This window comes from Actinomadura mexicana (genome assembly GCF_900188105.1).
GTDB lineage: Bacteria > Actinomycetota > Actinomycetes > Streptosporangiales > Streptosporangiaceae > Spirillospora > Spirillospora mexicana.
In genome coordinates this window covers 430,998-456,470 of the sequence record NZ_FZNP01000007.1, presented here as the reverse complement: position 1 = coordinate 456,470, position 25,473 = coordinate 430,998, and the positions used below count along the sequence as shown (strand labels likewise).

22 protein-coding genes and 1 pseudogene are annotated in these 25,473 nt (G+C 74.6%); 17 read left to right on the top strand and 6 right to left on the bottom strand.

Going from position 1 to position 25,473, the window contains the following annotated elements; translation table 11 throughout:
• The first annotated feature begins 23 nt into the window (after positions 1 to 23).
• The 11 genes and pseudogenes from CHC11_RS20900 to CHC11_RS20850 all read left to right on the top strand — a co-directional run bounded on the left by CHC11_RS20900 (position 24) and on the right by CHC11_RS20850 (position 13,741).
• Positions 24 to 272, top strand: coding sequence for a hypothetical protein (locus CHC11_RS20900; RefSeq protein ID WP_089313421.1), 249 nt, complete (start codon positions 24 to 26; stop codon positions 270 to 272).
• Positions 265 to 1,068, top strand: coding sequence for a TlyA family RNA methyltransferase (locus CHC11_RS20895; RefSeq protein ID WP_089313420.1), 804 nt, complete (start codon positions 265 to 267; stop codon positions 1,066 to 1,068). Before CHC11_RS20900 ends, CHC11_RS20895 begins: the two co-directional genes overlap by 8 nt.
• Positions 1,069 to 1,180: 112 nt before the next feature.
• Positions 1,181 to 2,068 (top strand): annotated as a pseudogene (locus tag CHC11_RS20890) (NAD kinase); the annotation flags it as partial.
• A 211-nt stretch (positions 2,069 to 2,279) separates the two neighbouring features.
• On the top strand, positions 2,280 to 3,986 hold the full coding sequence (gene recN / locus CHC11_RS20885) for a DNA repair protein RecN (protein WP_089313483.1): 1,707 nt from the start codon (positions 2,280 to 2,282) through the stop codon (positions 3,984 to 3,986).
• A 140-nt stretch (positions 3,987 to 4,126) separates the two neighbouring features.
• On the top strand, positions 4,127 to 5,365 hold the full coding sequence (gene steA / locus CHC11_RS20880) for a putative cytokinetic ring protein SteA (RefSeq protein WP_089313418.1): 1,239 nt from the start codon (positions 4,127 to 4,129) through the stop codon (positions 5,363 to 5,365).
• Positions 5,362 to 6,315: a copper transporter gene (locus CHC11_RS20875; protein ID WP_089313417.1), complete on the top strand. Its 954-nt coding sequence runs from the start codon at positions 5,362 to 5,364 to the stop codon at positions 6,313 to 6,315. The genes steA and CHC11_RS20875 overlap by 4 nt, the downstream gene beginning before the upstream one ends.
• A gap of 4 nt (positions 6,316 to 6,319) precedes the next feature.
• On the top strand, positions 6,320 to 7,342 hold the full coding sequence (locus CHC11_RS20870; RefSeq protein WP_245919503.1) for a hypothetical protein: 1,023 nt from the start codon (positions 6,320 to 6,322) through the stop codon (positions 7,340 to 7,342).
• 48 nt (positions 7,343 to 7,390) lie between these two features.
• The gene (gene murJ / locus CHC11_RS20865) at positions 7,391 to 9,052 is read left to right on the top strand and encodes a murein biosynthesis integral membrane protein MurJ (protein ID WP_089313416.1); all 1,662 of its coding nucleotides are present in this window, start codon (positions 7,391 to 7,393) and stop codon (positions 9,050 to 9,052) included.
• The gene (locus CHC11_RS20860; RefSeq protein WP_179278915.1) at positions 9,045 to 10,238 is read left to right on the top strand and encodes a glycosyltransferase; all 1,194 of its coding nucleotides are present in this window, start codon (positions 9,045 to 9,047) and stop codon (positions 10,236 to 10,238) included. Before murJ ends, CHC11_RS20860 begins: the two co-directional genes overlap by 8 nt.
• Before the next feature lie 226 nt (positions 10,239 to 10,464).
• Positions 10,465 to 11,469, top strand: coding sequence for a TerC family protein (locus tag CHC11_RS20855; protein WP_089313481.1), 1,005 nt, complete (start codon positions 10,465 to 10,467; stop codon positions 11,467 to 11,469).
• 76 nt (positions 11,470 to 11,545) lie between these two features.
• Positions 11,546 to 13,741, top strand: coding sequence for an acyl-CoA dehydrogenase family protein (locus CHC11_RS20850; RefSeq protein ID WP_089313415.1), 2,196 nt, complete (start codon positions 11,546 to 11,548; stop codon positions 13,739 to 13,741).
• A 315-nt stretch (positions 13,742 to 14,056) separates the two neighbouring features.
• On the opposite strand, the gene CHC11_RS20845 is transcribed toward CHC11_RS20850, so the two are convergent.
• Positions 14,057 to 14,398: a hypothetical protein gene (locus CHC11_RS20845; RefSeq protein ID WP_143227177.1), complete on the bottom strand. Its 342-nt coding sequence runs from the start codon at positions 14,396 to 14,398 to the stop codon at positions 14,057 to 14,059.
• A 128-nt stretch (positions 14,399 to 14,526) separates the two neighbouring features.
• Here CHC11_RS20845 and CHC11_RS20840 point away from each other — a divergent pair, with 128 nt between their 5' ends.
• From CHC11_RS20840 to CHC11_RS20830, 3 genes are read left to right on the top strand one after another with little or no spacing between them, the layout of a single operon-like run.
• A complete protein-coding gene (locus CHC11_RS20840; protein ID WP_245919501.1) occupies positions 14,527 to 14,961 on the top strand; it encodes a hypothetical protein in 435 nt (144 codons plus the stop codon).
• Complete coding sequence (locus tag CHC11_RS20835; protein ID WP_089313412.1) at positions 14,958 to 15,827, top strand: AAA family ATPase; 870 nt, start codon at positions 14,958 to 14,960, stop codon at positions 15,825 to 15,827. Before CHC11_RS20840 ends, CHC11_RS20835 begins: the two co-directional genes overlap by 4 nt.
• Position 15,828: 1 nt before the next feature.
• On the top strand, positions 15,829 to 17,226 hold the full coding sequence (locus tag CHC11_RS20830; RefSeq protein WP_089313411.1) for a VWA domain-containing protein: 1,398 nt from the start codon (positions 15,829 to 15,831) through the stop codon (positions 17,224 to 17,226).
• A 7-nt stretch (positions 17,227 to 17,233) separates the two neighbouring features.
• Here the strand turns inward: CHC11_RS20830 and CHC11_RS20825 are convergent, their stop codons facing one another.
• Positions 17,234 to 18,628 carry an MFS transporter gene (locus CHC11_RS20825; protein ID WP_089313410.1) on the bottom strand — a complete coding sequence of 465 codons (1,395 nt, stop codon included), beginning with the start codon at positions 18,626 to 18,628 and terminating at the stop codon, positions 17,234 to 17,236.
• A gap of 91 nt (positions 18,629 to 18,719) precedes the next feature.
• On the opposite strand from CHC11_RS20825, the gene CHC11_RS20820 reads away from it, so the two are divergent.
• Positions 18,720 to 19,214 carry a winged helix-turn-helix transcriptional regulator gene (locus CHC11_RS20820; protein WP_089313409.1) on the top strand — a complete coding sequence of 165 codons (495 nt, stop codon included), beginning with the start codon at positions 18,720 to 18,722 and terminating at the stop codon, positions 19,212 to 19,214.
• 74 nt (positions 19,215 to 19,288) lie between these two features.
• Entirely contained in the window at positions 19,289 to 20,890 is a 1,602-nt protein-coding gene (locus CHC11_RS20815) for an adenylate/guanylate cyclase domain-containing protein (RefSeq protein ID WP_089313408.1), read from the top strand.
• Between the two features lie 22 nt (positions 20,891 to 20,912).
• Here CHC11_RS20815 and CHC11_RS20810 read toward each other — a convergent pair whose 3' ends face one another.
• The 3 genes from CHC11_RS20810 to CHC11_RS20800 are packed head-to-tail and all read right to left on the bottom strand — an operon-like array spanning position 20,913 to position 23,428.
• Positions 20,913 to 21,647 carry an RlpA-like double-psi beta-barrel domain-containing protein gene (locus CHC11_RS20810; RefSeq protein WP_245919499.1) on the bottom strand — a complete coding sequence of 245 codons (735 nt, stop codon included), beginning with the start codon at positions 21,645 to 21,647 and terminating at the stop codon, positions 20,913 to 20,915.
• A 51-nt stretch (positions 21,648 to 21,698) separates the two neighbouring features.
• Positions 21,699 to 22,343 (bottom strand): MBL fold metallo-hydrolase, encoded by a 645-nt coding sequence (locus CHC11_RS20805; RefSeq protein WP_089313407.1) that lies wholly within the window; start codon positions 22,341 to 22,343, stop codon positions 21,699 to 21,701.
• Positions 22,343 to 23,428 carry an S-(hydroxymethyl)mycothiol dehydrogenase gene (locus CHC11_RS20800; RefSeq protein WP_089313406.1) on the bottom strand — a complete coding sequence of 362 codons (1,086 nt, stop codon included), beginning with the start codon at positions 23,426 to 23,428 and terminating at the stop codon, positions 22,343 to 22,345. The genes CHC11_RS20805 and CHC11_RS20800 overlap by 1 nt, the downstream gene beginning before the upstream one ends.
• A 157-nt stretch (positions 23,429 to 23,585) precedes the next feature.
• Here CHC11_RS20800 and CHC11_RS20795 point away from each other — a divergent pair, with 157 nt between their 5' ends.
• A complete protein-coding gene (locus CHC11_RS20795) occupies positions 23,586 to 24,857 on the top strand; it encodes an alpha/beta hydrolase (RefSeq protein ID WP_218826170.1) in 1,272 nt (423 codons plus the stop codon).
• On the opposite strand, the gene CHC11_RS20790 is transcribed toward CHC11_RS20795, so the two are convergent.
• Positions 24,850 to 25,425, bottom strand: a complete 576-nt coding sequence (locus tag CHC11_RS20790; protein ID WP_089313405.1) for an ATP-binding protein — start codon at positions 25,423 to 25,425, stop codon at positions 24,850 to 24,852. The genes CHC11_RS20795 and CHC11_RS20790 overlap by 8 nt on opposite strands.
• Positions 25,426 to 25,473 lie beyond the last annotated feature (48 nt).

The window sequence follows — 25,473 nt, the reverse complement described above, 5'->3', positions numbered from 1 at the left end:
GGGAGCACTGGGAGGTAAACGTGATGTCCGACGAGGCCGCGGAGGAGCCGGAGTTCCCGGCGGCGCCGCCGCCCGATCCGACCGGCGACCCGCGCGTGGACGCCGCCGTCGCCCTCCTCGGCCGGCTCGGCGGGCGGCCCGTCGCCGCGCACGTGGAGGTCTTCGAGGACGTCCACCAGCGGCTCCAGGAGCTCCTCGCGGCCGCCGGCCAGGACGAGCGGCCCGCGCCGCCCCGGCCCGCCTTCCCCGACGCCCTGCGCCCCCGTGAGTAGCCGGCGCCGCCTGGACGCCGAACTGGTCCGCCGCGGGCTGGCCCGGTCGCGGGAGCAGGCCGGGCAGCTGATCGGCGACGGCCGGGTCCGCGTCGGCGGGCAGACCGCGGCGAAGGCGGCCACGCAGGTCGAGGCCGGGGCCGCGATCGTCGTGGCCGACGGCGGCGGCGGCCCGGAGTACGTCTCGCGCGGCGGGCACAAGCTCGCCGGCGCGCTGGAGGCGTTCGCCGGCCTGGACGCCCGGGGCCGGGTCTGCCTGGACGCGGGCGCCTCCACCGGCGGGTTCACCGACGTCCTGCTGCGCGCGGGCGCGGCGCACGTGTACGCGGTCGACGTCGGGTACGGGCAGATCGCCTGGTCGCTGCGGACCGACGACCGCGTCACCGTCCTGGAGCGGGTCAACATCCGCGACCTGGAGCCGGGGATGCTCGCCGGCGCGCCGCCGAGCCTCGTCGTCGGCGACCTGTCGTTCATCTCGCTCAAGCTCGTCCTCGGGCCGGCCCAGCGGTGCGCGACTTCCGAGGCCGACTACGCGGTCATGGTGAAACCGCAGTTCGAAGTAGGCAAGGACCGGGTCGGCGCGGGCGGCGTCGTCCGCGACCCGGAGCTGCGCGCCGACGCGGTGCGCGGGGTGGCAGGGCACGCGGCGACGCTCGGCCTCGGCGTCCTCGGGGTGGCGGCGAGCCCGCTGCCGGGGCCGTCCGGCAACGTGGAGTACTTCCTGTGGCTGCGCGCGGGAGCGCCGCCGCTGGACGAGGAGGCCCTGGCGAAGGCCATCGCGGAGGGCCCGCGGTGAGCGGCGGCGGCGCACCGCGCGTACAGAGGGCGGCGAAACCGGGAACGTCCCGCGCGGGGACGTCTGTCCAGACGTCCGTACGCCGGAGCGCGTCGAGGAGTGGGGCGAGAGCATGAGCACAAGGTCGGTGCTGGTCGTGGCGCACACCGGGCGGCCCGAGGCGGTCCGCAGCGCGCAGCTGGTCATCGAGCGGCTCAGCGAGGCCGGGATCTGCGTGCGGGTCCTGGACGGCGAGGCCGGCGACATCGGCTGCACGGGCGTGGAGGTCATGCCCAGCACCGCCGCGGCCGCCGACGAGGCCGAGGTCGTCATGGTCCTCGGCGGCGACGGGACGCTGCTGCGCGCCGCCGACCTCACCCGCAGCTCGGGCACGCCGCTGCTCGGCGTCAACCTCGGCCACGTCGGGTTCCTCGCCGAGGCCGAGCGCGAGGACCTCGCCGCGACCGTCGACCGGGTCATGACCCGCCGCTACGACGTCGAGGAGCGCATGACCGTCGACGTCACCGCCCGCCTCAACGGCACCGTACTCGGCACGACGTGGGCGCTGAACGAGGCCAGCATCGAGAAGTCCGAGCGGGAGCGGATGCTGGAGGTCGTCGCCGAGATCGACGGCCGGCCGCTGTCCAACTGGGGCTGCGACGGTGTGGTGTGCGCCACCCCGACCGGCTCCACCGCGTACGCCTTCTCCGCCGGCGGCCCGGTCGTGTGGCCGGAGGTGGAGGCGATGCTCGTCGTGCCGATCAGCGCGCACTCGCTGTTCGCGCGCCCGCTGGTGGTCTCGCCGCGCTCGTCGGTCGCGGTGGAGGTGCTGCCGGACACGCCCCGCGCGGTGCTGTGGTGCGACGGGCGCCGCACGCTCGACCTGCCGCCCGGCGCGCGGGTGGAGGTTCGCCGCGGCGCGGAGCCGGTGCGGCTCGCCCGGCTGCACCTCACCCCGTTCACCGACCGGCTGGTCACCAAGTTCGGGCTGCCCGTGACGGGCTGGCGCGGGCGGGTCCGCCAGCCGTCCCGGCCGTCCCCGCCGCTCGGAGACTCCCAGGTCGGGGACGCCCCGGCGGCCGGCGGCATCGCCGGATACCCGGGCCCGGGCTTCCCGCCGCAGGGGGCGCCCTCGGGGCCGGACGGGGAGGCGGCGGGCGGGCAGAGGGGATAATCTCCACAGGCGCTGATCGGGGATCTGGTTGCGGAGGGTTGTGACGCTGGTGCGTCCGATGGTCGATGAGGTGCGGATCCAGGGCCTCGGTGTGATCGACGAGGCCGTGCTCGATCTGTCGCCGGGCTTCAACGTGGTGACGGGGGAGACCGGGGCGGGCAAGACCATGGTGGTCACCAGCCTCGGGCTGATGTTCGGCGGCCGCGCCGACCCGCAGCGGGTCAGGCCCGGCGCGGGGCGCGCCACGGTGGAGGGCCGGATCGTCGTCGATCCGGGCGGCCGCGTGGTCGAGCGGGTCGAGGACGCCGGCGGCGAGCTGGACGACGGCGCCCTGATCGTCACGCGCTCGGTGTCGGCGGAGGGCCGCTCCCGCGCGTTCCTCGGCGGCCGGTCCGTCCCCGTCAGCGTGCTGATCACCCTGGCGGACGACCTGGTCGCCGTGCACGGGCAGTCCGACCAGCAGCGGCTGCTGCAGTCGTCGCGCCAGCGCGGTGCGCTCGACCGCTACGCGGGCGGCGCGCTGACCAAGCCGATGCGCGCCTACACCAAGACCTACCAGCGGCACCGCCAGGTCAGCGCGCTGCTGGAGGAACTGACCACGCGGGCGCGCGAGCGGGCCCAGGAGGCCGAGATGCTCCGCTTCGGCCTGGAGGAGATCGAGAAGGTCGACCCCAAGGACGGCGAGGACACCGACCTCGCCGCCGAGGAGGAGCGCCTCGGGCACGCCGACGCGCTGCGCGGCGCCGCCGACACCGCCCACGAGGCACTGCTAGGCGACCCCGCCGCCGCGTTCGAGGCCGCGAACGTGACCGGCCTGCTCGGCCAGGCCCGCAACGCGCTGGACGCCGTCCGCGACCACGACCCGGAGCTCGCGGCGCTCGCCGACCGGCTCGCCGAGGCCGGCTACCTGGTCTCCGACGTCGGCACCGACCTGGCGTCCTACGCCGAGTCAGTGGACGCCGACCCGGCGCGGCTCGCGGCCGTCCAGGAGCGCCGCGCCGAGCTGACCGCCCTGACCCGCAAGTACGGCGGGACGGAGGGGAAGATCACCGAGGTGCTGGAGTGGGCGCGCAGGTCCGCGGCCCGCCTCGCGGAGCTGGAGGGCGACGACGACCGCATCGACGAGCTGCGCTCCGAGCACGCCGAGCTCACCGAGCGGCTCGCCGCCGAGGCCGCGGAGCTGACCGCGGTCCGCACCCGGGCCGCCGAGCGGTTCTCCGAGGCCGTCACCGAGGAGCTGACCGCGCTGGCGATGCCGCACGCCCGCATCGCCGTCACCGTCACCCCGACCGGCGACCACGGCCCGCACGGCGCCGACGAGGTCGAGGTCCGGCTCGCCCCGCACCCGGGGTCGCCGCCGCTGCCGCTGCACAAGGGCGCCTCGGGCGGCGAGCTGTCCCGCGTGATGCTGGCGATCGAGGTCGTGTTCGCGGGCGCCGACCCCGTCCCGACGTTCGTGTTCGACGAGGTCGACGCGGGCGTCGGCGGCAAGGCCGCGGTCGAGATCGGGCGGCGGCTGGCGCGGCTGGCCCGCAACGCCCAGGTGATCGTCGTCACGCACCTGCCGCAGGTCGCCGCGTTCGCCGACCAGCACCTGCTGGTGGAGAAGTCCGACGACGGAACCGTCACCAGCAGCGGCGTCACCGCCCTGGACCGGGAGGGACGCGTCCGGGAGCTGTCGCGGATGCTGGCCGGCCTGGAGGACTCCGAGCTCGGCCGCGCGCACGCCGAGGAACTGCTCGCCATGGCCGCCGAGGAGCGGTAGCGGCGGCCGAAGGCCCCACGTCAACGCCGCCGCGGGCCGCCGCCCGCTCCGGCAAAGATTACAGAGAGTGCGTGAACGGACACGCCTGGACCGTCGGCCTTTCCGGCGTCCGCTCCCGTGCTCTGGCAGGATGGCAGTTGATGAACGAGTCGTCACCCACCGCAGAGCGGCGCCTACGGCTGGCCCAGAGGCTGCCCCGGCGCGTGCTCACGCTGGGCCGCGGCCGCGACGACGGGCGGCCGGGGGTCAGCGCCACGGTCCGGCTCGACCGCCGCACCAAGGACCTCACCAAGCGGTTGCAGCCCGGCGAGGTCGCGGTGATCGACCACGTCGACCTCGACCGCGTCAGCGCCGAGGCGCTGGTGTCGCGCGAGGTCGGCGCCGTCGTCAACGTCGCGCCCAGCATCTCGGGCCGCTACCCGAACCTCGGGCCGCAGATCCTGATCGAGGCCGGCATCCCGCTGGTCGACGACGTCGGCCCGGAGATCTTCAGCAAGCTGCAGGAGGGCGACCAGGTCCGCGTCGAGGGGCCCGCCGTGCACCGGGGCGAGGAGGTCGTCGCCAAGGGCACCGAGCAGACCGCCGAGTCCGTCGAGGAGGCGCTGACCGAGGCCAAGGCCGGGCTCGCCTCCCAGCTGGAGGCGTTCGTCGCCAACACGATGGAGTACGTCAAGCGCGAGCGCGACCTGCTCATCGACGGCGTCGGCGTCCCCGAGGTGGCCACGAGGATCTCCGGGCGGCACGCCCTGATCGTCGTGCGCGGCTACCACTACCGCGAGGACATCGCGACCCTGCGCCCCTACATCCGCGAGTACCGCCCCGTGCTGATCGGCGTGGACGGCGGCGCCGACGCGCTGCTGGAGGCCGGCTACCGCCCCGACATGATCGTCGGGGACATGGACTCGGTCTCCGACGACGCGCTCACCTGCGGCGCCGAACTCGTCGTGCACGCCTACCGGGACGGCCGCGCGCCGGGCCTGAAGCGCGTGCACGAGCTCGGCAAGGACGCCGTGGTGTTCCCCGCCGCCGCCACCAGCGAGGACATCGCGATGCTCCTCGCCGACGACAAGGGCGCCAGCCTGATCGTCGCGGTCGGCACGCACGCCAACATGGAGGAGTTCTTCGACAAGGGGCGCGCCGGCATGGCCAGCACGTTCCTCACCCGGCTCCGCGTCGGCAGCAAGCTCGTCGACGCCAAGGGCGTCAGCAGGCTCTACCGCAGCCGGATCTCCACCTGGTCGCTGCTGTTCCTCGTCCTCGGCGCGTTCATCGCCATCGTCACCGCCGTCGCCATGTCCCCGGCGGGGGACGTCATCAGTCCCCTGCTGGCCGACCGCTGGCACGCCTTCCTCTTCTGGCTGACCGGACTCTTCACGTGATCGATTTCCGCTACCACCTCGTCTCCATCGTCGCGATCTTCCTCGCGCTGGCGCTCGGCATCGTGCTGGGCTCCACCACGCTGTCCAACTCGGTGAGCGACACCCTGCGCCAGCAGGCCAACTCGGCCGCCAAGACGGCCCAGCAGGCGCGGCTCGCGCAGCGCGACCTGCGGCACCAGCTGGACGGCGAGGAGCAGTTCACCAAGGCGCTCTCGCCGCAGATCGTCGCCGACCGGCTCAAGGGCCAGTCCGTGGTGCTGATCGAGACGCCCGGCGCCGGCAACGACAGCATCGAGCAGGTCAGCCGGCTGGCCAAGGACTCCGGCGCCGCCGTCACCGGGCGCGTCACGATCCAGAAGAAGCTCCTGGACGACGACCAGCAGACCACCGTCGACGAGCTCGCCACGCAGCTCAAGGCCGAGGACGTGAAGTTCCCGGAGAACGCGGGCGCCTACGGCAAGGCCGGCGCCGTCCTCGCGGGCGCGCTCGTCACCAGGGACCCCGCCAAGTCCGGCCGCGAGGACGCCGCCGGAGGCGCCGTCCTCAACGGCTTCAAGCAGGCCGGCTACGTCACCACCAGCGGCAAGCCCGGCCAGCACGCCACCCTCGCCGTGATGGTCGCGCCCGCCGCCGCGTACGCCTACGCGGGCGGTGGCGACGACAACAAGGCGCTGATCTCGCTGGCCTCCGCTCTCGACGGCGCCGGGCGCGGTACCGTCGTCGGTGGCCCGCCGACCTCCGCGCAGGAGGGCGGGCTGATCGCGGCGCTGCGCGACTCCGACACCGCCGACGCGGTCTCCACCGTCGACGTGGTGGACACCGCGGCCGGCCAGGTCGTCACGATCCTGGCGCTGCAGAACGAGATCGGCGGCAAGTCCGGGCAGTACGGCACGGGCGCCGGTGCGAGCGGCTACCTGCCCTCGCCCGCGCCCACGGCGGAGAACGGGTGACCTGATGAGACGAGGCATCGCCAGGAGCGGGCGGCTGGCGGCCGGCGTCGGCCTCGGCGCGGTGGCGGCGCGCGCCGCCTACACCGCGCTGACGCGGCGCCAGCCCGGCCTGAACGGGCTGCCCGGCGAGCAGGTCTGGGGCCGCACCAACCACCGCGGCGAGCCGGTCACGCTGCTGGAGGGCCCCGCGTTCGTCGCGGGCGCCGCCGCGGCCGGGCTGCTGGCCCCCGGCGCCACCGGCCGGATCCGCGCCGCCGCACTGCTGGCCGGCGCCGGTTCCGGCGCTCTCGGCGGCTACGACGACCTCGCCGGTTCGGCGTCCTCCCGCGGCTTCAAGGGCCACCTGACCGCGCTCGCGCGCGGCGAGGTGACCAGCGGCGCGGTGAAGATCCTCGGCATCGGCGCGACGGGGCTCGCCGCCGCCGCCGTCGCCGGTTCGCCCGCCCCGACCCGGACGGGCCGCGCGTTCGACGTCCTCGTCAACGGCGCCGTCATCGCCGGGTCCGCGAACCTGATGAACCTGTTCGACCTGCGCCCCGGGCGGGCCGTCAAGGTCGGCCTCATCGCCGGGACGCCGCTGGCGCTGACCCGCTCCGGCTCCGCCGTGGTCTCCGCTCCGCTCGGCGCCGCCGCCGCGCTGCTGCCCGAGGACCTCGGCGAGCGCGCGATGCTCGGCGACACCGGCGCCAACGCGCTCGGCGCGCTGCTCGGCCTCGCCGCGACCCGCCTCGGCCGGGGGCCGCGGCTCGCCGTCCTCGCCGGGGTCACCGGGCTGAACGCCGCCAGCGAGTTCGTCAGCTTCACGAAGGTCATCGCGGGCAACCCGGTGCTGAACCGCGTCGACATGCTCGGCCGCCGCCCGGCCGCCGTCCCCGCCCCGGCCCCCGCCGAGGCGGCGAGGCGGGAGGCCGGGGAGCAGGAGACCGTCCAGCGGGAGACCGGGAAGCCCGACACCGAGGACGCGTACCGTCCGGCCGTCCCGCCGCAGGCCGATTCTGCGGACGACGGCGTCGCCGGCCCCGCCTAGTCCACCGCCCGCCCCCCGCAGACCTCGACGAGCGTGCCTTCGCCTACCGTGCCCCCATCCGAAGCCCCACCGCCGCCCCGGCGGCGGACCGACGCGCGCCGGCTGACCGGCGGGCTGGCCGGTGCCGCCGTCGTCATCGCCGTCATCACCGTGCTGGCGCGGCTCGCCGGGTTCGGGCGCACCTACGCCTTCTCCCAGACCGTCACCACGTCCTGCCTCAGCCAGGCGTACTTCAGCGCCACGCAGCTCCCCAGCAGCGTCTACGAGATCGTCGCGGGCGGCGCCCTCGCCAGCATGGTGGTACCGGTGCTGGCCGGGCCCGCCGAGCGCGGCGACCGCGAGGAGGTCCGCCGGATCGGGGCGGCGCTGCTCACCTGGATCGTCGTGCTGATGGTGCCGCTGTCGGCGCTGATGGCGCTGCTCGCCCACCCCCTGATGGAGCTGGCGGTGGCCGAGCACCCGCAGGGGTGCTCGCGCGGCGAGGTCGTGCGGGTCGGCGGGGACATGCTGGCGATCCAGTCCGTGCAGATGGTGATGTACGGGATCGCGGTCGTGCTGTACGGGCTGCTGCAGTCGCACCGCCGGTTCGTCGCGCCCGCCCTCGCGCCGCTGGTGTCGAGCCTCGTGGTGATCGGCGCCTACCTCGTATACGCGCCGCTCGGGAAGGGCTTCGAGAACGACCTGGCCGGGCTCCCGCTGGGAGCCGAGCTGACGCTGGCGATCGGCACGGCGCTCGGCGGTGTCGCGATGGCCGCCACGGCCGCGTTCGCCGCGTGGCGCCTGCGCCTGCGGCTGCGGCCCACCCTGCGCTTCCCCGACGGGGTGGCGCGGCGGGTGCGGCGGCTCGCGGCGGCCGGGATCGCGACGGTCGCGGCGCAGCAGATGGCGACGCTGCTGGTGGTCCGGCTCAGCTCGCAGGGCACCCGCGGCGCGCTCGCCAACTACCAGTACGCGTGGGCGATCTACCTGCTGCCGTGGGCGATCCTCGCGGTGCCGATCGCGACCAGCGCGTTCCCGCTGCTGTCGGCGCGGATGAGCGCGGCGGACCACGACCGGTTCGACCAGGTCACCGCGTCCACGACCCGCGCGGTGATCCTGGTGTCGTGCGCGGGGGCCGCCGCGCTGGCCGCCGTCGCCGTGCCCGTCGCGGCGGTGTTCAACCCCGGCCACCCCGACCAGCAGGAGGTGCTGTCGCGCGCGGTGCTCGCTTTCGCGCCCGGCCTCCTCGGCTACGGTCTCGTCGCGCACCTCGGCCGCGTCCTGTACGCGTGCCACCGGGGACGGATGGGCGCGGCCGCCGTCGTCGCGGGCTGGATCGTCGTCATGGTCGCGGAGGTCGCGCTGGTGCTGTCGGTCGACCGGCAGTGGGTCGTCGCGGCGCTCGGCGTCGGCAACGCCGTCGGGATGACGGTCGCCGGCGCCCTGCTGCTCGTGACGCTGGTGCGCGCGAGGGGCGCCGCGGCCGTGCACGGCGTGCCGCGGGCCCTGGCCGCCGGGCTGCTCGGCGCCGCGGCCGGAGGCGCAGCCGGGTACGCGGCGGCCGCGCTGCTCGGCCTCGGCGGGACGGGCCCGGCCGGCGAGCTGCGTAACGTCGGGACCGGGGCGCTCGCCGCGCTGGTCGCCGGCGCAGTCTTCCTGATCATCGCATTCTTGATCGACGGCCGGGACCTGCGGGCCGTCCTCAGCCGGAAGGTCACCCGCAATGTCTGACAGGCAGGATCTGGACGGGCTGCGCGTCGCGCTCGTCCTCGGCACCAGCGCCGGCGGCGTCGGCCGCCACGTCCGGTCCGTCGCCGAAGGCCTGGTCGAGCGCGGCGCCCGCGTGGTGGTGTGCGGGCCCGCCGCCACCGACGAGCTGTTCGGGTTCGGCGCCGGCGGCGCCCGGTTCGCCGAGGTCGACCTCGCCGACCGGCCCCGCCCGGCGAGCGACGCCAGGGCCGTCGCCCGGCTGCGGCGGCTGCTGCGCGACGCCGACGTCGTCCACGCCCACGGCCTGCGCGCCGGGGCCCTCACGGTGGCGGCGTGCGCGCGCGTCGTGCCGGGCCCGCTGCGGTTCGCGCGGGGCGGCCCGCCCCTGGTCGTCACGCTCCACAACGCCGTCATCGCCGGTGGCCGGACGGCCGCGGTCTACGGGGTGCTGGAACGCGTCGTGGCGCGCGGCGCCACCCGCGTCCTCGGCGTCTCGCCCGATCTGGAGGAGCGGATGCGGGCCCTCGGCGCCCGGTCGGTCGGGCACGCGATCGTCCCCGCGCCCGCACCGCAGGCGCCGCCCGGCCCCGCCGTCCGCGCCGGCCTGCGGGCCGAGATCGGCGCGGGGGAGCGGCCGCTGGTCGTCACCGTCGCCCGGCTCGCCGAGCAGAAGGGCCTGCCGACGCTGCTGGACGCCGCGGCGGCGTGGGCGGGACGCACCCCGCCCCCGCTCGTCGCCATCGCGGGCGACGGGCCGCTGGAGGACGGGCTGCGCGCCCGGATCGAGGCGGAGGACCTGCCCGTCCGGCTGCTCGGCCGCCGCTCCGACGTCGCCGGCCTGCTGGCCGCCTGCGACGTGGCGGTCGTGCCGAGCGTGTGGGAGGGGCAGCCGCTGGTCGTCCAGGAGATCCTGCGGGCGGGCCGGCCGCTGGTCGCGACCCGCGTCGGCGGGATCCCCGGCATGGTGGGCGCCGAGGAGCGGGAGGAGGGGGCCTCGCTGCTTCAGGGGCCCGAGTCCGACGCGGCGCTGCTGGTGCCGGCGAACGACGCCGAGGCGCTCGGGCGCGCGGTGAGCCGCGTCCTGGACGACCCGGCGCTCGCGGCGCGGCTGGGCTCGGCCGCCGCCCGGCGGTCGGCGCTGCTGCCCGGGGAGGACGACGCCGTCGACCAGCTGGCGGAGCTGTACCTGGAGCTGACCGGACCTTAGACGCCTCCTCCCGGGCTCCGGTTCGAAGACCGGGCCGGAAAATCGCGGGGGAGGGGAACCGCCCCGGCGCGGCCCGCGTTGAAGCAGGTAACGGAGGGGAGTATCCCCGCGCGCGGTTCTCGTCAATACGGTCGGCCCATGCCGGCCCGGGTTCCGCGGCCCGTACCCGATCGCAGGGCGGGAGAGACCTCCGGCGCTCGTCTCATGTCCGCCGGAGGTGTTCACGTTGTCGGTCTCCCCTCTCGTCTGGGGCCTCACCATCGCGGCGATCCTTGCGATCATCGCCGCCGACCTGTTCCTGATCCACCGCAACGACACGCGGGAGTTCACCACTCGCCGCGCCGCGTTCTGGTCGGTGGTCTACATCGGCCTGGCCGCGCTGTTCGGGCTAGGCGTCTGGGCGTTCTCGGGCGGGGAGTACGCCGCGCAGTACTTCGGCGGCTTCGTCATGGAGAAGAGCCTCAGCGTCGACAACCTCTTCGTGTTCATGGTGATCCTCGCCCGGTTCGCCGTGCCCAAGCACGCCCAGCACACGGTGCTGATGGCGGGCATCGTGATCGCGCTGGTGCTGCGCGGCGCGTTCATCGCGGTCGGCGCCGCCGCCATCGCGACCTTCACCTGGGTGTTCTTCCTCTTCGGTGCGTTCCTCATCTGGACGGCGATCGGCCTGGTCCGCGGCGGCGACGAGGACGAGTTCAAGGAGAACGCGCTGCTGCGCTGGGCCAAGCGCGTCATCCCGACGTCGGAGGAGTACGACGGCAGCCGGTTCCTCACCAGGCGGAACGGGCGCCGGCTGGTCACCCCGATGGCCATCGTCATGATCGCGATCGGCTCCACCGACGTGCTGTTCGCGCTGGACTCCATCCCCGCGATCTTCGGTCTGACGACCGAGGCGTACCTGGTCTTCACCGCCAACGCGTTCGCGCTGATGGGCCTGGTCCAGCTGTACTTCCTGCTCGGCGGCCTCGCCGACCGCCTCGTCTACCTCGGCCACGGGCTGGCGTTCATCCTCGGGTTCATCGGCGTCAAGCTGATCCTGCACGCGCTGCACGAGTACGGCGCCGGGTGGGCGCCGGACATCCCGATCTGGCTGTCCCTCGCCGTGATCGCCGGGACGCTGGCCGCCACCGCGGTCGCCAGCCTCGCCGCCGGCCGCAGGCCGTCCCGCGAGCCGCTCCCGAAGGCCGAGCCCGCCGCCGAGGCGGAGACCCGGGCGACACGCGAGGGCTGAGAGCGGGTCCGCGTCCCCACAACATCCGAATGCTGTTCTAGAATCTCGGTCAAAAGGGTCGAGAGAGGGTTGACGCATGGCCATCGGGCTGACCGAGGAGCATGAGGCGCTCGCCGAATCGGTGCGCGGCTTCGCCGAGCGCAACATTCCGGCGACGGCCGTCCGGGCCGCGCTGGACGCGGAAGAGGAGACCAGGCCCGGGTTCTGGCCGGCCCTCGCCGAGCAGGGCCTGCTGGGCCTGCACCTGGACGAGGAGCACGGCGGGCAGGGCTTCGGCCTGCTGGAACTGTCGGTCGTGCTGGAGGAGCTGGGCCGCGCGGCCGCGCCCGGACCGTTCCTGCCGACCGTGCTCGCCAGCACGGTCATCGACGCCTCCAGCAACGCCAAGCTGCGCGCCGAGCTGCTCCCGGGCCTCGCCGACGGGTCGCGGACGGCCGCCGTCGCGCTGGACGGCGAGCTGACCGGCCGCCGCGAGGGCGACTCGCTGGTGGTGTCGGGAACGTCGGCCACCGTGCTCGGTGCCGCGCTCGCCGACGTGCTCGTCCTGCCGGTCGCCGTGGACGAAGGCGAGCAGTGGGTCGCGCTGGACGCGGCCGACCTCGCCGTCACGCCGGTGGCGAGCCTGGACCGGGTCCGCCGCGTCGCCTCCGTCGAGGTCTCCGGCGCCGCCGTCGCCGCCGACCGCGTCCTGGACGGCCTCACCACCGGCCGGGTCCGGGACCTGGCCGCCGCGCTGTTCGGCGCCGAGGCCGCGGGCCTGGCGGACTGGCTGGTGGCGACCGCCGCCGAGTACGCCAAGGTCCGCGAGCAGTTCGGCCGCCCGATCGGGCAGTTCCAGGGCGTCAAGCACAAGGCCGCCCGCAGCCTGATCGCGCTGGAGCAGGCCCGCGCCGCCGCGTGGGACGCCGCCCGTTCCCTGGACGAGGGCACCGAGGAAGCCGGGTTCGCCGCCGCCGTGGCGGCCGTCATCGCGCTGGACGCCGGCGTGCAGACCGCCCGCGACGCCATCCAGATCCTCGGCGGCATCGGCTTCACCTGGGAGCACGACGCCCACGTCTACCTGCGCCGCGCCCTCACGCTGCGGTCGCTGCTCGGCCCGTCCAAGGGCTGGGCCGCCAAGGTCGCCGCGCTCGCGCTGGACGGCGGGCGCCGCGAGGTCGTGCTGGAGCTGGACGAGGACGCCCAGCCGCTGCGCGAGCGGATCCGCGCCGAGATCGCCGAGCTGGCCGCGATCGAGGACAAGGACGCGCTCGCCGAGCGCCTCGGCGACGAGGGCTGGACCGTCCCGCACTTCCCGAGGCCCTGGGGGCGCGAGGCCGGGCCGGTCGAGCAGATCCTCATCCAGCAGGAGCTGAGGGCCGCCAAGGTCAAGACGCCGAATCTCGGGATCGGCGCCTGGCTGGTGCCCTCGCTCGTCCGCTACGGGACCGACGAGCAGAAGGAGCGGTTCCTGCGGCCGACGCTGCGCGGGAAGATCGTGTGGTGCCAGCTGTTCTCCGAGCCGGGCGCCGGCTCGGACCTGGCGTCCCTGTCGATGAAGGCCGAGCGGGTCGAGGGCGGCTGGAGGCTCACCGGCCAGAAGATCTGGACGTCGCTCGCCCAGCATGCCCAGTGGGGCTTCTGCATCGCCCGCACCGACCCCACCGCCGCCAAGCACGACGGCATCACCTACTTCCTCGTGGACATGGCGTCCGAGGGAGTGGACGTCCGCCCGCTGCGGGAGCTGACCGGCGACGCCCTGTTCAACGAGGTCTTCCTGGACGGCGTCTTCGTGCCCGACGACCGCGTGGTGGGCGAGGTGAACCGGGGCTGGCAGGTCGCGCGCAACACCCTGTCCAACGAGCGGGTGTCGCTGTCGACCGGCGGCGGGCTCGGCATGGGCGTCCCCGAGCTGCTGCGGTTCTTCGCGAACCGGGACCTGGACGCGGTCGCGGCCGCCGAGGTCGGCAGGCTCGTCGCCCAGGGCCAGTCGATCGACCTGCTCGGCCTGCGCACCACGCTCAAGCAGCTGAACGGCGTGGAGCCGGGCGCGGAGGCCAGCGTCCGCAAGCTGCTCGGCGTCCAGTTCAACCAGGACGTCGCCGACCACTGCTGGGCGGCGCAGGGCGCGGCCGCGGCCACCGAGGTCCCGATGGCCGAGAGCGGCATCGTGGGCCGCGCCATGCTGTTCAGCCGCGCGATGACCATCTACGGCGGCACCACCGAGGTGCAGCTGAACATCATCGGCGAACGCATCCTCGGTCTCCCCCGAGACCCCGAACCAGGCAAGTAACCCACCCCGGACACGAGCCGCACCCCCGACTGGACCTGAACCTCAACCCCGACAGGGCGAGAGCCTCAACCCCCGACAGGGCGTGAACCTCAGCCCCCCGGACAAGGCATGAACCTCACCTTCGTCAGGGCAGGTGCATCAGCCCGCATCACGGGCAGGCGCGTGGAGCGAGCGCAGCGAGCGCAACGCGCCTGCCCGTCGACGCAGGCGACCGCAGCGACGCCACAACGGCCGCCACGGACGCCGTGAACCGTCACGGCGGCGTGAGGATCGCCTGCGTTGCAAAGGGGGTTCCAGGGGGTCGCCCCCATGGGGCTATCTGGGCCGAAAGGTGTAGGTGAGGTTGATGAGGACGATGCCGGCCAGGGCGATGAGGAGGCCGGGGAGGCCGGCGTTGACGACGCCGATCGCGCTCAGCGGGATCGCGGCGAGCAGCGACAGTATCGCCATGGCCAGGCTGTGATCGCGGTCGCCGCGCCGGGGTTCGGGCGCCGGGGCGCGGCGGCGGGTGCGCGGCGCCGCGGTGCGGGCGTCGAGGGTCTCCTCGATGCGGTCGACGACCGACTCGAGGAAGGCGTCGTCGTAGTCGGGCCCCAGCTCGCGCCGGGCCGCCATGGCCGCCGTGAGGTCCTCGCGAGGCAGTCGTGGGGTCGTCATGACACCGTTATAGGCGGGCGGGGCCGGCGCCCGCGTCACCCCCCGGTGCCATGTGGCGGCTACCCCTCAGGTGTGAGCGGACGCGCAGGTAGGATTCCGCTCCTGTTCCAGGAAATCCGGAGGTCTCCGTGACAGTGCGGGCCCGTTCGACCGTCCTCGCCGCCTGTGCCGTCGCGGCCGGGCTGGCCCTCGCGGGCTGCGGCGGCGGCGAGAAGCAGGCCGCGGACGCGGCGCCGTCCGCACCGCCCACGACGCTGGCGCCGCTTCCGGCGGTGAAGCCCGCCGACGTCAAGCCGCTGGTGGGACGCTGGGTCGGTACGGCCAAGGACTACTTCCAGTTCAGGGCCGACGGCGGCGGCGTGTGGGTGCGGGGCCGGCAGAAGCTGTGGAGCGGCTCGGCCATCCCCGAGGGCGGCGGCAGGTACCGCTTCTCGTGGAACGGCGGCGACCCCAAGTCCGCGTCCTACTGGGGCGTCGCCCTCAGCGAGGACAAGGCGTCGCTCGTGTTCGCCGGGACCAACCAGACCTACAAGAAGGTCGCCGCGAGGAAGGGCAAGCGATGACCGACGCGATGTTCGCCTCACCCGCCGACGCCGGGCGCAGGCTCGCCGGCGTCCGCTACCTCGCCGACGACGCGATCGCCACGACGGTGTTCCTGGCCCAGGCGCTCGGCAAGCCGCTGCTGGTGGAGGGCCCGGCGGGCGTCGGCAAGACGGAGCTGGCCAAGGCCGTGGCGGCGGCGACCGGTGCGGAGCTGATCCGGCTGCAGTGCTACGAGGGCCTGGACGAGGCCCGCGCGCTCTACGAGTTCAACTACAAGAAGCAGCTCCTCGCGATCCAGGCCGCGCCCGCCGACCGCGCCTGGGAGGAGACCCACGACGACATCTTCTCCGAGGAGTTCCTGCTGGAGCGGCCGCTGCTGGCGGCGATCCGCCGCAGCGACCCGACCGTCCTGCTCATCGACGAGGCGGACAAGGCCGACGTCGAGGTCGAGGGCATGCTGCTGGAGATCCTGTCGGACTTCCAGGTGACGATCCCCGAGCTCGGGACGGTCTCGGCGGTCCGCCGCCCCTTCGTGCTGATCACCTCGAACGCGGCGCGTGAGCTGTCGGAGGCGCTCAAGCGCCGCTGCCTCTACCTGCACCTGGGCTACCCGGCGCCCGACCGGGAGCGCGACATCGTCCTCGCGCAGGTGCCGGGCATCGAGGCGGAGCTGGCCGAGCAGCTGGTCCGCACCGTCGGCACCCTGCGCGACCTGGAGATCAAAAAGGCGCCGTCGATCGCGGAGACCGTCGACTGGGCGCGCACGCTGCTGGCCCTCGGCCTGGACGACCTGGACGAGGCGGCCGTGGCCCGCACGCTCGGCGTCGTCCTCAAGCACGTCTCCGACCAGGAGCGCGCCGCCAAGGAACTCGGGCTGAGCGGCTGACATGGCCTCACTCGTCGACCGGCACACCGGGTTCGTCGCGGAGCTGCGGCGGGCCGGGCTTCCGGTGTCGGTCGCCGAGGGCCTCGACGCGGTCCGCGCCGTGCGGGCCGTCGACCTGCTCGACCGCGAGTCGCTGCGCGCCGCCTACGCCGCGACGGTCGTCAAGCGGCCCCAGCACCGCGCGACGTTCGACACGCTCTTCGACCTGTGGTTCCCGGCGGCCGTCGGGGACGGGGCGGGAGCGGCGCGCGGCCCCGAGCGCCCGGCGAGGACGGTGGACGACGACGGACGTCCCATCCCGGCGGCGCTCGACCCGCAGGTGCAGCGGCGCCGGGACGAGCTCGCAGAGCTGCTCCTGTCCGGGGACGACGCGGGGCTGCGCCGGTTCGCCCGGATGGCCGTCGCCGAGTACGGCCGGACGCCGGGGCAGGAGTCCTGGTTCTCCTCCGGCGTGCTGAGCGCGCTGTCGCCGGAGACCCTGATGGCGCGGCTGCTGGAGTCGGTCCTGACCGGGCGGGAGCGGGGCGGCATGGCCGAGCGCGTCGCGCGCCGGACGTTCCGCGACCGCATCGGCCGCTTCTCCGGCCTCGTCGCGGGCGAGGTGCGGCGCCGCATCGCCGAGGACACCGGCGTCGAGCGGACCGCCCGCATCGCCGTCCGCCCCCCGCTGGAACGGCTCGACTTCGCCGGCGCGACCCGCGCCGAGATGGAGGCGCTGCGCCGCGAGGTGTATCCGCTGGCGCGCAGGCTGGCGTCCCGGCTCGTCCAGAAGCAGCGCCGCGGGCGGCGGGGCCGGCTCGACTTCCGCCGGACGGTCCGCGCGTCCCTGGCGAGCGGGGGAGTGCCGCTCACCACCCACCACCGGCCGCGGCGCCCGCACCGGCCCGAGCTGGTGGTGCTCTGCGACGCCAGCGACTCGGTGTCGGCGTTCGCGCACTTCACGCTGCTGCTGACGTTCGCGCTGCGGGAGCAGTTCAGCAAGGTCCGCGCGTTCGCGTTCATCGACGCCACCGACGAGATCACCAAGTACTTCGCGCCGGGCGCGGACGTCGCCGGCGCGATGACCCGCCTCGCCGCCGAGGCCGACCTCGTGTGGATCACGGGCCGGTCCAACTACGGCCACGCCTTCAAGGTGTTCGACGACAGGTACCGCGACGCCGTCACCCCGAGGTCGTCCCTGCTGATCCTCGGCGACGCCCGGTCCAACTACGGGGAGCTGTCCCTGCCGATCGTGCGGTCGATGGCGGACCGGGCCCGGCACGCCTACTGGCTCAACCCCGAGCCGCGCGCCCAGTGGGACACCGGCGACTCCGCCGCGTCCCGCTACGGCGAGCTGGTCCCCATGTACGAGTGCCGGAACCTGACCCAGCTGGCCGCCTTCATCGAGGAGCTCGCCTAGCGGGGGGTCAGGAGGTCCGGGCCCGATCCCGGATCACCAGGGCGAGGACGGCGTAGGCGAGGGCGGTGACGGCCGAGACGACCAGCGCGACGTTCGTGCCGTGCGCCAGCGAGGCCGCATCGTGCCCGGAACCCGTCGCGATGGCCCCGACGATCGCCACGCCCAGCGACGCGCCGATGTAGCGGGCGGTGTTGTTGGCGCCGGCCCCCATGCTCGCGCGGTCGGCGGGGACGCTCTCCACGGCCAGCCGGGCGAGCATCGCGTTGGTCAGGCCGCTCGCGACGCCGGCGACGGCGAGGCCCGGGGCGAGCCGCCACCAGTGCGCGTCCGGGCTCAGGCCCGCCAGCGTGAGCTCGCTGACTCCGGCGAGCGCGAACCCGGCGGCCAGCAGGCGCCGGACGGGCAGCCGCGCGGGGAGGCGGTGCGCCTGGAGGGCGACGAGGAACGACAGCCCGGACCAGATGGCCAGCACCAGCGCCGCCGCGATCGGGGACAGGCCCATCACCAGGCTCATCATCGTCGCCAGATAGGTCATGATTCCGATCACGGCGAGCCCGGTGACGAGCGCCCCGGTCACCGACAGCAGGAACGCCGGCCGCCGGAACAGCGCCAGGTCGACCATCGGCTCCCGCCGCCGCGACTCGACGGCGACGAACGCGGACAGCAGGACCGCCGCGGCGGCGAACAGCGCGAGGACGCCCGGGGCCGTCCAGCCGGCGCGGCCCCAGGTGATCGCGGCCACCAGTGCCGCCACGCCGAGGCTCATGGTGACCAGACCCGGCACGTCCACACCGCGCGGGCGCTCGGCCCGGGACTCGGTGAGCGCGCGGGACGCCGCCGCGGCGAGCACCGCGGACGCCGCGACCGTGGCCCAGTACCACAGCCGCCAGCCGCCGGCGGCGGTCAGCCCGGCCGCCGCGATGGGGCCGAGCGCGATGCCGAGTCCGACCATCGCGCCCCACATGCCGGCGGCCCGCGCCCGCCGCGGTCCCGGCGCGAACGAGGCGCCGATGATGCCGAGCCCGGTCACCAGCAGGGCGGCGCTGGCCGCGCCCTGCGCGACGCGGCCCACGATGAACACCGCGGCGTTGGGCGCGAGCGCGCACGCGACGCTGGAGACGGCGAGCGCCACCGCGCCGATCACGAACGTGCGCCTGCGGCCGTGGTCGTCGGCGAGGCTGCCCGCGGCCAGCAGCGCCGCCGCCAGACCGAGGCTGATCGAGCTCATCAGCCAGATCTGCGCGGTCGGCCCGGCGCGCAGCCCGCGCGCGGTGTCGGCCAGCGTCGCGGCGGGGGCGCAGTAGTTCATCAGGGCCAGCAGGGTGGCCGCGGCCGGCAGCGTCAGCGCGGCGGCGGTGCCCGGCGCGCTGCTCGCGGCGCGGGGGGTCGCCAGAGTCGTCATGCGGTCTCCAGGTTCATTGAACGAACTCAACGGAGTGACGGTAGCACGACTGAGTTCAATCAATGAACCCTCGGGTGGGTACTGTGGTGGCATGGCACTCGGCAAGGACTACGCGGCGCAGGACTGCTCGCTGGCCCGCGCGCTGGAGGTCGTGGGGGAGCGCTGGACGCTGCTGATCGTCCGGGACGCCTTCTACGGCGTCCGCCGGTTCAGCGACTTCCTCGTTCACCTGGACATCCCCCGCGCCGTGCTGTCGGCGCGGCTCCAGTCGCTGGTCGACGCCGGCGTCCTCGTCAAGGACGGCCACGACTACGTGCTGACGGAGATGGGCAGGGAGCTGTGGCCCGTCGTCCACACCCTCGCCCGCTGGGCGGAGGACCACCTGTCCGCCGAGCCGTGCCGCGTCTTCGTCCACCTCGCCTGCGGCACCGAGATCGGCCCGGACGGGCGGTGCGCGAAGTGCGGGCGGCACGTCGCCCCGGAGGAACTGGAGATCCACGCCGGTCCCGGCGTCCGCCGCCGCACCGACCCGGTCAGCATGGTCCTGCGCAAACCGCACCGGCTGCTGGAGCCGATCCGCACCTGAGTGAGCAATCCCTCGGCGAGGTCGCTCACCGGCGGTGGGGTCCGGGGTGATCCGACCGGATAATCTCCTCGCTCATGAAGACCGAAAGGGCCGAGACCGCCCCCCGCGCCCGGCGCCGGCCGGGAAGCTTGCTCGGTCCCCTGTGGCGGCTGATCGACGGCGGCCCGGACGACACCCGGGCCCAGATCGCCCACCGGGCCAGGGTCCTGGTGCGGATCGCCACCGGGCTGGCGAACCTCGGCGGCGCGCTGGTCGTGCTCGCGTTCGCCGTCGTCGTCCCCGACCCCGTCGGCGAGGTGTCCGAGCGGCTCCGGCTCGTCAACCTGATCGTCTTCACCCTCTACGTCACCGCCGCGGTCCCGGTCGGCCTCGTCCTCGGCGAGCGGTTCTTCCGCCGCGTCCGGCGCATGGTCGAGCGGCACGACGAGCCCGACCGGCACGAGCGCTCCCTGCTGCTGTACGGGCCGCTGCGGCTGATGGCCCTGCACCTGACGCTGTGGGGGATCGGGACGGTCGGCTGGGTCGTCATCAACGCACCCTTCTCCGGCCTGCTCGCCGTCAAGCTGGGCCTGACGAGCCTCCTCGGCGGCCTCACCACCTGCACGGTCGTCTACCTGCTGACCGAGCGGCTGCTGCGGCGCGCGGTGACCACCGCGCTGCGCAGCGAGATGCCGCGCCGCACGGGGCTGCCCGGCGTCGTCGCCCGGTCCGTGCTGGCCTGGGGCCTCGGCACCGCCGTCCCGATCCTCGGGCTGATCACCCTCGCGGTCGGGTCGTTCGTCATCGCCAGGATCACCGTGCGGGAGTTCGCCGTCGCCGTCCTCGCCCTCGGCGGCATCGCGCTGGTCGTCGGGCTCGGCGTCACCTACGGCGCCGCCCGCGCCATCGCCGACCCCGTCGAGTCGGTGCGGCTCGGCCTCGCCCGGGTCGAGCGCGGCGACCTGGACGTCGAAGTCCCCGTCTACGACGCCAGCGAGGTCGGGCTGCTGCAGGCCGGGTTCAACCACATGGCCGCCGGGCTGCGCGAGCACGAGCGGCTGCGCGACCTGTTCGGCCGCCAGGTCGGCGCGGACGCCGCGCGCGTCGCGGTGGAGCGCGGCATCGACCTCGGCGGCGAGCTGCGCGAGGTCGCGGTGATCTTCGTGGACATCATCGGCTCCACCCGGCTCGCGGCCGACCGGCCGCCCACCGAGGTCGTCCGGCTGCTGAACGACTTCTTCGCCGTGGTCGTCGAGGTGATCGGCGCGCACGGCGGCTGGATCAACAAGTTCGAGGGCGACGCCGCGCTGGCGATCTTCGGTGCGCCGATCGCGCTGGATGGCGCGCCCGCCCGCGCGCTCGCCGCGTCCCGCGAGCTGGCCCGCCGGCTGCGCGAGGACGTCCCGGCGCTGAGCGCCGCCGTCGGCGTCTCGGCGGGCGAGGCGGTCGCCGGGCACATCGGCGCCGAGGAGCGGTTCGAGTACACCGTGATCGGCGACCCGGTGAACGAGGCGGCCCGCCTCACCGACATGGCCAAGACCACCCCCGGGCGCGTGCTGGCGGCGGGCTCGCTCCTCGCCGAGGCGGGACCGGACGAGGCGGCGCACTGGTCGCTCGGAGACGAGGTCACCCTGCGGGGCCGGACGCAGCCGACCCGCCTCGCCTCACCCTGCCCCGTCGAGCGGGTCCCGTCCTAGACGCGCCCCTTGTCCGGACGTATCAGGGCGGCCCGAGCGTGGCGCCGCTCAGCGTCGTGTAGAAAGGCGACCCGGCCAGCCGCGAGCCCTTCTCCTCGCCGATGTAGACGTCGGCGTGGTTCTCGCCGCCGTATCCGGGACGGAACACGTCGGTGACCGTCCAGCGGGCCTTCCGGAACGCCGTGCACACCTCGTCCTCGATGGCGCGGCCGTTGCCGTCCTTTCCGCAGTCGACGATCGCGAACCGCCGGCCCCGCGCCAGGACGGACCTGTCGGCCGCCGCCGACGCCCACGCCCGCAGCGGGCGCCCCCGCGAGTCGCGGGTGGTGTCGTCCAGCCAGTAGCCGACGCTGTGCGACCAGTTCAGGTACCGGCCCCGCTCGGGCCCCTCGGTGAGGCGCCCGCTGCCCTCGGTCTGGACGACCTTGAGGAAGTCCTCCGGGTGGGAGCCGAGCGGGGACTTCCCGTGCGAGCAGTGGAAGCGGGCGCAGCCGCGCACCGCTTTCCGCTCGCCGTCGTAGAGGCTTTCCAGCGCCGTGTAGTACGTGGTGATGCGCCACCCCGCGACCCGTCCGAGCGGCGCGGGGCTACCGGTCGCGGGCGAAGGGGCACCGGTCGTGGGAGGCCGGCCCGCGGCGGGAGCGGGGGCCGACACGGGCGGCGCGGTCGGCGGGGGCACGTCGGCGCCGCGCGCGCTCTGACCGCAGCCCGCGACGGCCCCGCACAGCAGGAGCGCCAGCGGTGCCCTGCGCCGCATCGCACCCTCCCGGCCCTGGACGGCTGTCCGCCACCGGGGACACTATCCCGGTCAGTGGCCGCGGGCTATCCATTCCTCCAGATGCGGGGCTTCCGCGCCGATGGTGGTGGACTCGCCGTGCCCGGTGCGGACGGTCGTCTCCGGTGGGAGCGTCAGCAGGCGCTCCCGGATCGAGGCGATGATGGTCGGGAAGTCGGAGAACGACCGGCCGGTCGCGCCCGGGCCGCCGTTGAACAGGGTGTCGCCGGAGAAGACCGTCGCCAGGTCGGGCGCGTGGAGGCACACCGCGCCGGGACTGTGGCCGGGCGTGTGCAGGACGGTGAGGCCGGTGCCCGCGACGGTGATCATCTGGCCGTCGGACAACTCGCCGTCGGGTGCGGCGTCGGGGTGCCGCTGCTTCCACAGCATCAGGTCGTCGGGGTGCAGCAGGACGGGCGCGCCCGTGCGGGCCCTCAGGGCGGGCGCCGCGTCGATGTGGTCGTCGTGCCCGTGCGTGGACACGATCGCCACCAGCCGGCGGTCGCCGAGCGCCGCCGCGATCGCCTCGGCGTCGTGCGCGGCGTCGATGACGATCGCCTCGCCGTCGTCCCCGACGATCCAGACGTTGTTGTCGACGTCCCAGGTCCCGCCGTCCAGCGAGAACGTCCCGGAGGTGACGACGCGGTCGACGCGCAGTCCCGCGGATCCGGCCGCCATCAGAGCACCACCACCGAGCGCAGCACGTCGCCGCGGTGCATCTTCTCGAACGCGGCCTCGACGCCCTCCAGCTGGATCGTCTCGGAGACGAACGCGTCCAGGTCCAGGCGCCCTTGCAGGTAGAGGTCGATGAGCATGGGGAAGTCGCGGGAGGGCAGGCAGTCGCCGTACCAGGACGACTTCAGCGACCCGCCGCGCCCGAACACGTCCAGCAGCGGCAAATCCAGCCTCATCTCCGGGGTGGGCACCCCGACCAGCACGACCGTCCCGGCGAGGTCGCGGGCGTAGAAGGCCTGCTCGTAGGTCTCGGGACGGCCGACCGCGTCGATGACGACGTCCGCGCCGAACCCGCCGGTCAGCTCCCGCACGGCCTCGACCACGTCGGTGTCCCCGGCGCGGATCGTGTGGGTCGCGCCGAGGGAGGACGCGGTGGCCAGCTTGCGCTCGTCCAGGTCCACGGCGATGATCCGGGCGGCCCCGGCCAGCCGGGCGCCGAGCACGGCCGCCGCGCCGACACCGCCGCAGCCGATGACCGCCACCGAGTCGCCGCGCCCGACGTTCCCGGTGTTGATCGCCGCGCCCAGACCGGCCATGACCCCGCACCCGAGCAGGCCCGCGACCTCGGGCTCGGCGGCGGAGTCGACCTTGGTGCACTGCCCGGCGGCCACGAGGGTCTTGTCGGCGAAAGCGCCGATGCCGAGCGCGGGCGACAGCTCCGTCCCGTCCTCAAGGGTCATCTTCTGGGCGGCGTTGTGGGTGTCGAAGCAGTACCAGGGACGCCCGCGCAGGCACGCCCGGCACTGCCCGCACACCGCCCGCCAGTTCAGGATCACGAAGTCGCCGGGCGCCACCTCGCTCACCCCCTCGCCCACCGACTCCACGACCCCGGCGGCCTCGTGCCCGAGCAGGAACGGGAACTCGTCGTTGATCCCGCCTTCGCGGTAGTGCAGGTCGGTGTGGCAGACACCGCACGCCTGGACCTCGACGACCGCCTCACCTGGACCCGGGTCCGGAACGACGATGGTCTCGATCCGCACCGGCTGTCCCTTGCCGGGTGCGACGATCCCACGTACCCGCTGCGCCATGCTGCCGCCTCTCGTCGTCTCGATCTCCCCCCGACCCTACCCACGCCCCGCCCGCCCTCCTCTCCGCTTCCGGACGGGGGACCCTCTCAGGTAGCGGATGCGAGATCACCTGCCGGCGTGACGCGGGTTCGGGCGGCTGGGCGCGAGGCTCACCTCCATGACACGCACCATGACCCGCCTCACCGCAGGGATGCTCGCGGCCGCCGCGATCACGGCCGCCGGCATCGCCGGCGCGTCCGCCGGGGCGTTCGAGCTCCCGGCCACCGATCGCAAGGCGGGGGCCGTCGCTCAGCAGAGCGCCGCACGGGGACACCTGGTCTCCGCGACCCACCTCGCCGCCATGCCCGCCGACCGGGTCCGTACCTGGCTGGCGTCCGAGGACTTCGACACCGCGTCCGTCCGCTACGGCGTGGACACCTACCGGCTCGTCTACCGGACGGTCGACGCCCGGGGCCGCGCGACGACCGCCAGCGGTCTGGTCGTCCTGCCGCGCAGCCGGGACCGCCGCCTCGCCGCGGTCTCCTACACGCACGGCACCATGAGCTACAAGCCGGACGCCCCGTCGACGGCGGACGACGTCTGGGGTCCCGGCCCGGCCGTCACCTATGCCGCGGCGGGGTTCGCGGCGGTCGCGCCCGACTACCTCGGCCTGGGCGAGGGGCCCGGCGTCCATCCCTGGAAGGACGTGCCCTCGGAGACGAGCGCGTCCCTCGACATGCTCCGCGCCGCGCGCGACTTCGCCCCGCGTGCGGGGCGCGTCCTGGACGGCCGGGTCTTCGTCACCGGCTTCTCGCAGGGCGCCTCGTCCGCCCTCGGCCTGGCCCGGGCGCTGCAGGGCGGCGCCGACCCGCACTTCCGCCTCCGTGCGGTGGCCCCCATCAGCGGCGGCTACGACTTCCGGGGCGCGGAACTTCCCGCCCTGCTGAACGGGGACCTCGCGCCGAAACTGTCGGTCGTCTACACGTCGTACCTGCTCACCTCGTGGAACCGCATCCACGGAGGCATCTACAGGACCCCTTCGGAGGTGTTCCGCAAGCCCTACGCCAACCGGGTCGAGAAGTACTTCGACGGCACGACCCCCGGGCCCGTCATGCTCGACGGCCTTCCGGACAAGCTCGGCGATCTCCTCACCCCGCGCGGCCTGGAACTGCTGCGCCACCCGTCCGGCACGTTCGCCGAGGCCCTGCGTGTGGACGCGGAAGTCTGCACGGCCTGGACCCCGCGCGTCCCGGTCCGCCTCTACAAGATGGCCGGGGACGAGCAGGCCGTCACCGCCAACACCGACCACTGCGCCGCGGGGTTCGGGGAACGCGGCGTCACCGTGCCCGTCGTCGAGGTGGGCGACCGGCTCTACGGCGGCTCCCGCCACCTCGGCTCCAACCTCGCGGGCACCGCCCGGATCGTGCGCTGGTTCGGCGAGCTCAGCTGAAGTGGATGGCCCGCAGCTTGTCGGCGGCGTCACGGTCGAGGACGGTGACGCCGTCGGCGGGGGGAATGGGGGCGCCGCTGCGGGCGCGGGCGATCAGGACGCGCCAGCGGCGGCAGTGGCGGGCCCACAGGGTGGAGGTGACGACGCGGCCGCGCGCGTACTGGCCGGCGCGTGCGGTCTCCGGCGAGACGTCGATGAGGATCAGGTGCAGCCGCCCGCCGCGGCGGCGGGCCAGCCAGGCGAAGCAGTGCAGGATGTGCGGCCAGGTGCCGCGGGTGTGGGCGACGACGCCGTGCCCGGCGAGGATCGCGCGGCCGATGCGCCAGACGTGGGTGCTCTGGACGACCGGGGTCCGCAGCCGGACGGGCAGCGGCCCGAGGAACCGCGCCCACCAGTTGCGCGACTGGCGCGAATCGATCACCCGGACGTCGCCGGCGCGCACCGGGGTCGTCTCGTCGCCGCGCAGCCCGTACAGGCGGTTGAGCAGCGTGCTCTTGCCGGCGCCGGGCAGGCCTGCGAGCAGCACCAGCGAACCCGCCGGATAGCGCAGCGCGGGCCCCGGATCCACCTCGTGGGTTTGGGGGATGGTCGACTCCTGGTCTCGAACCGGAAGTGT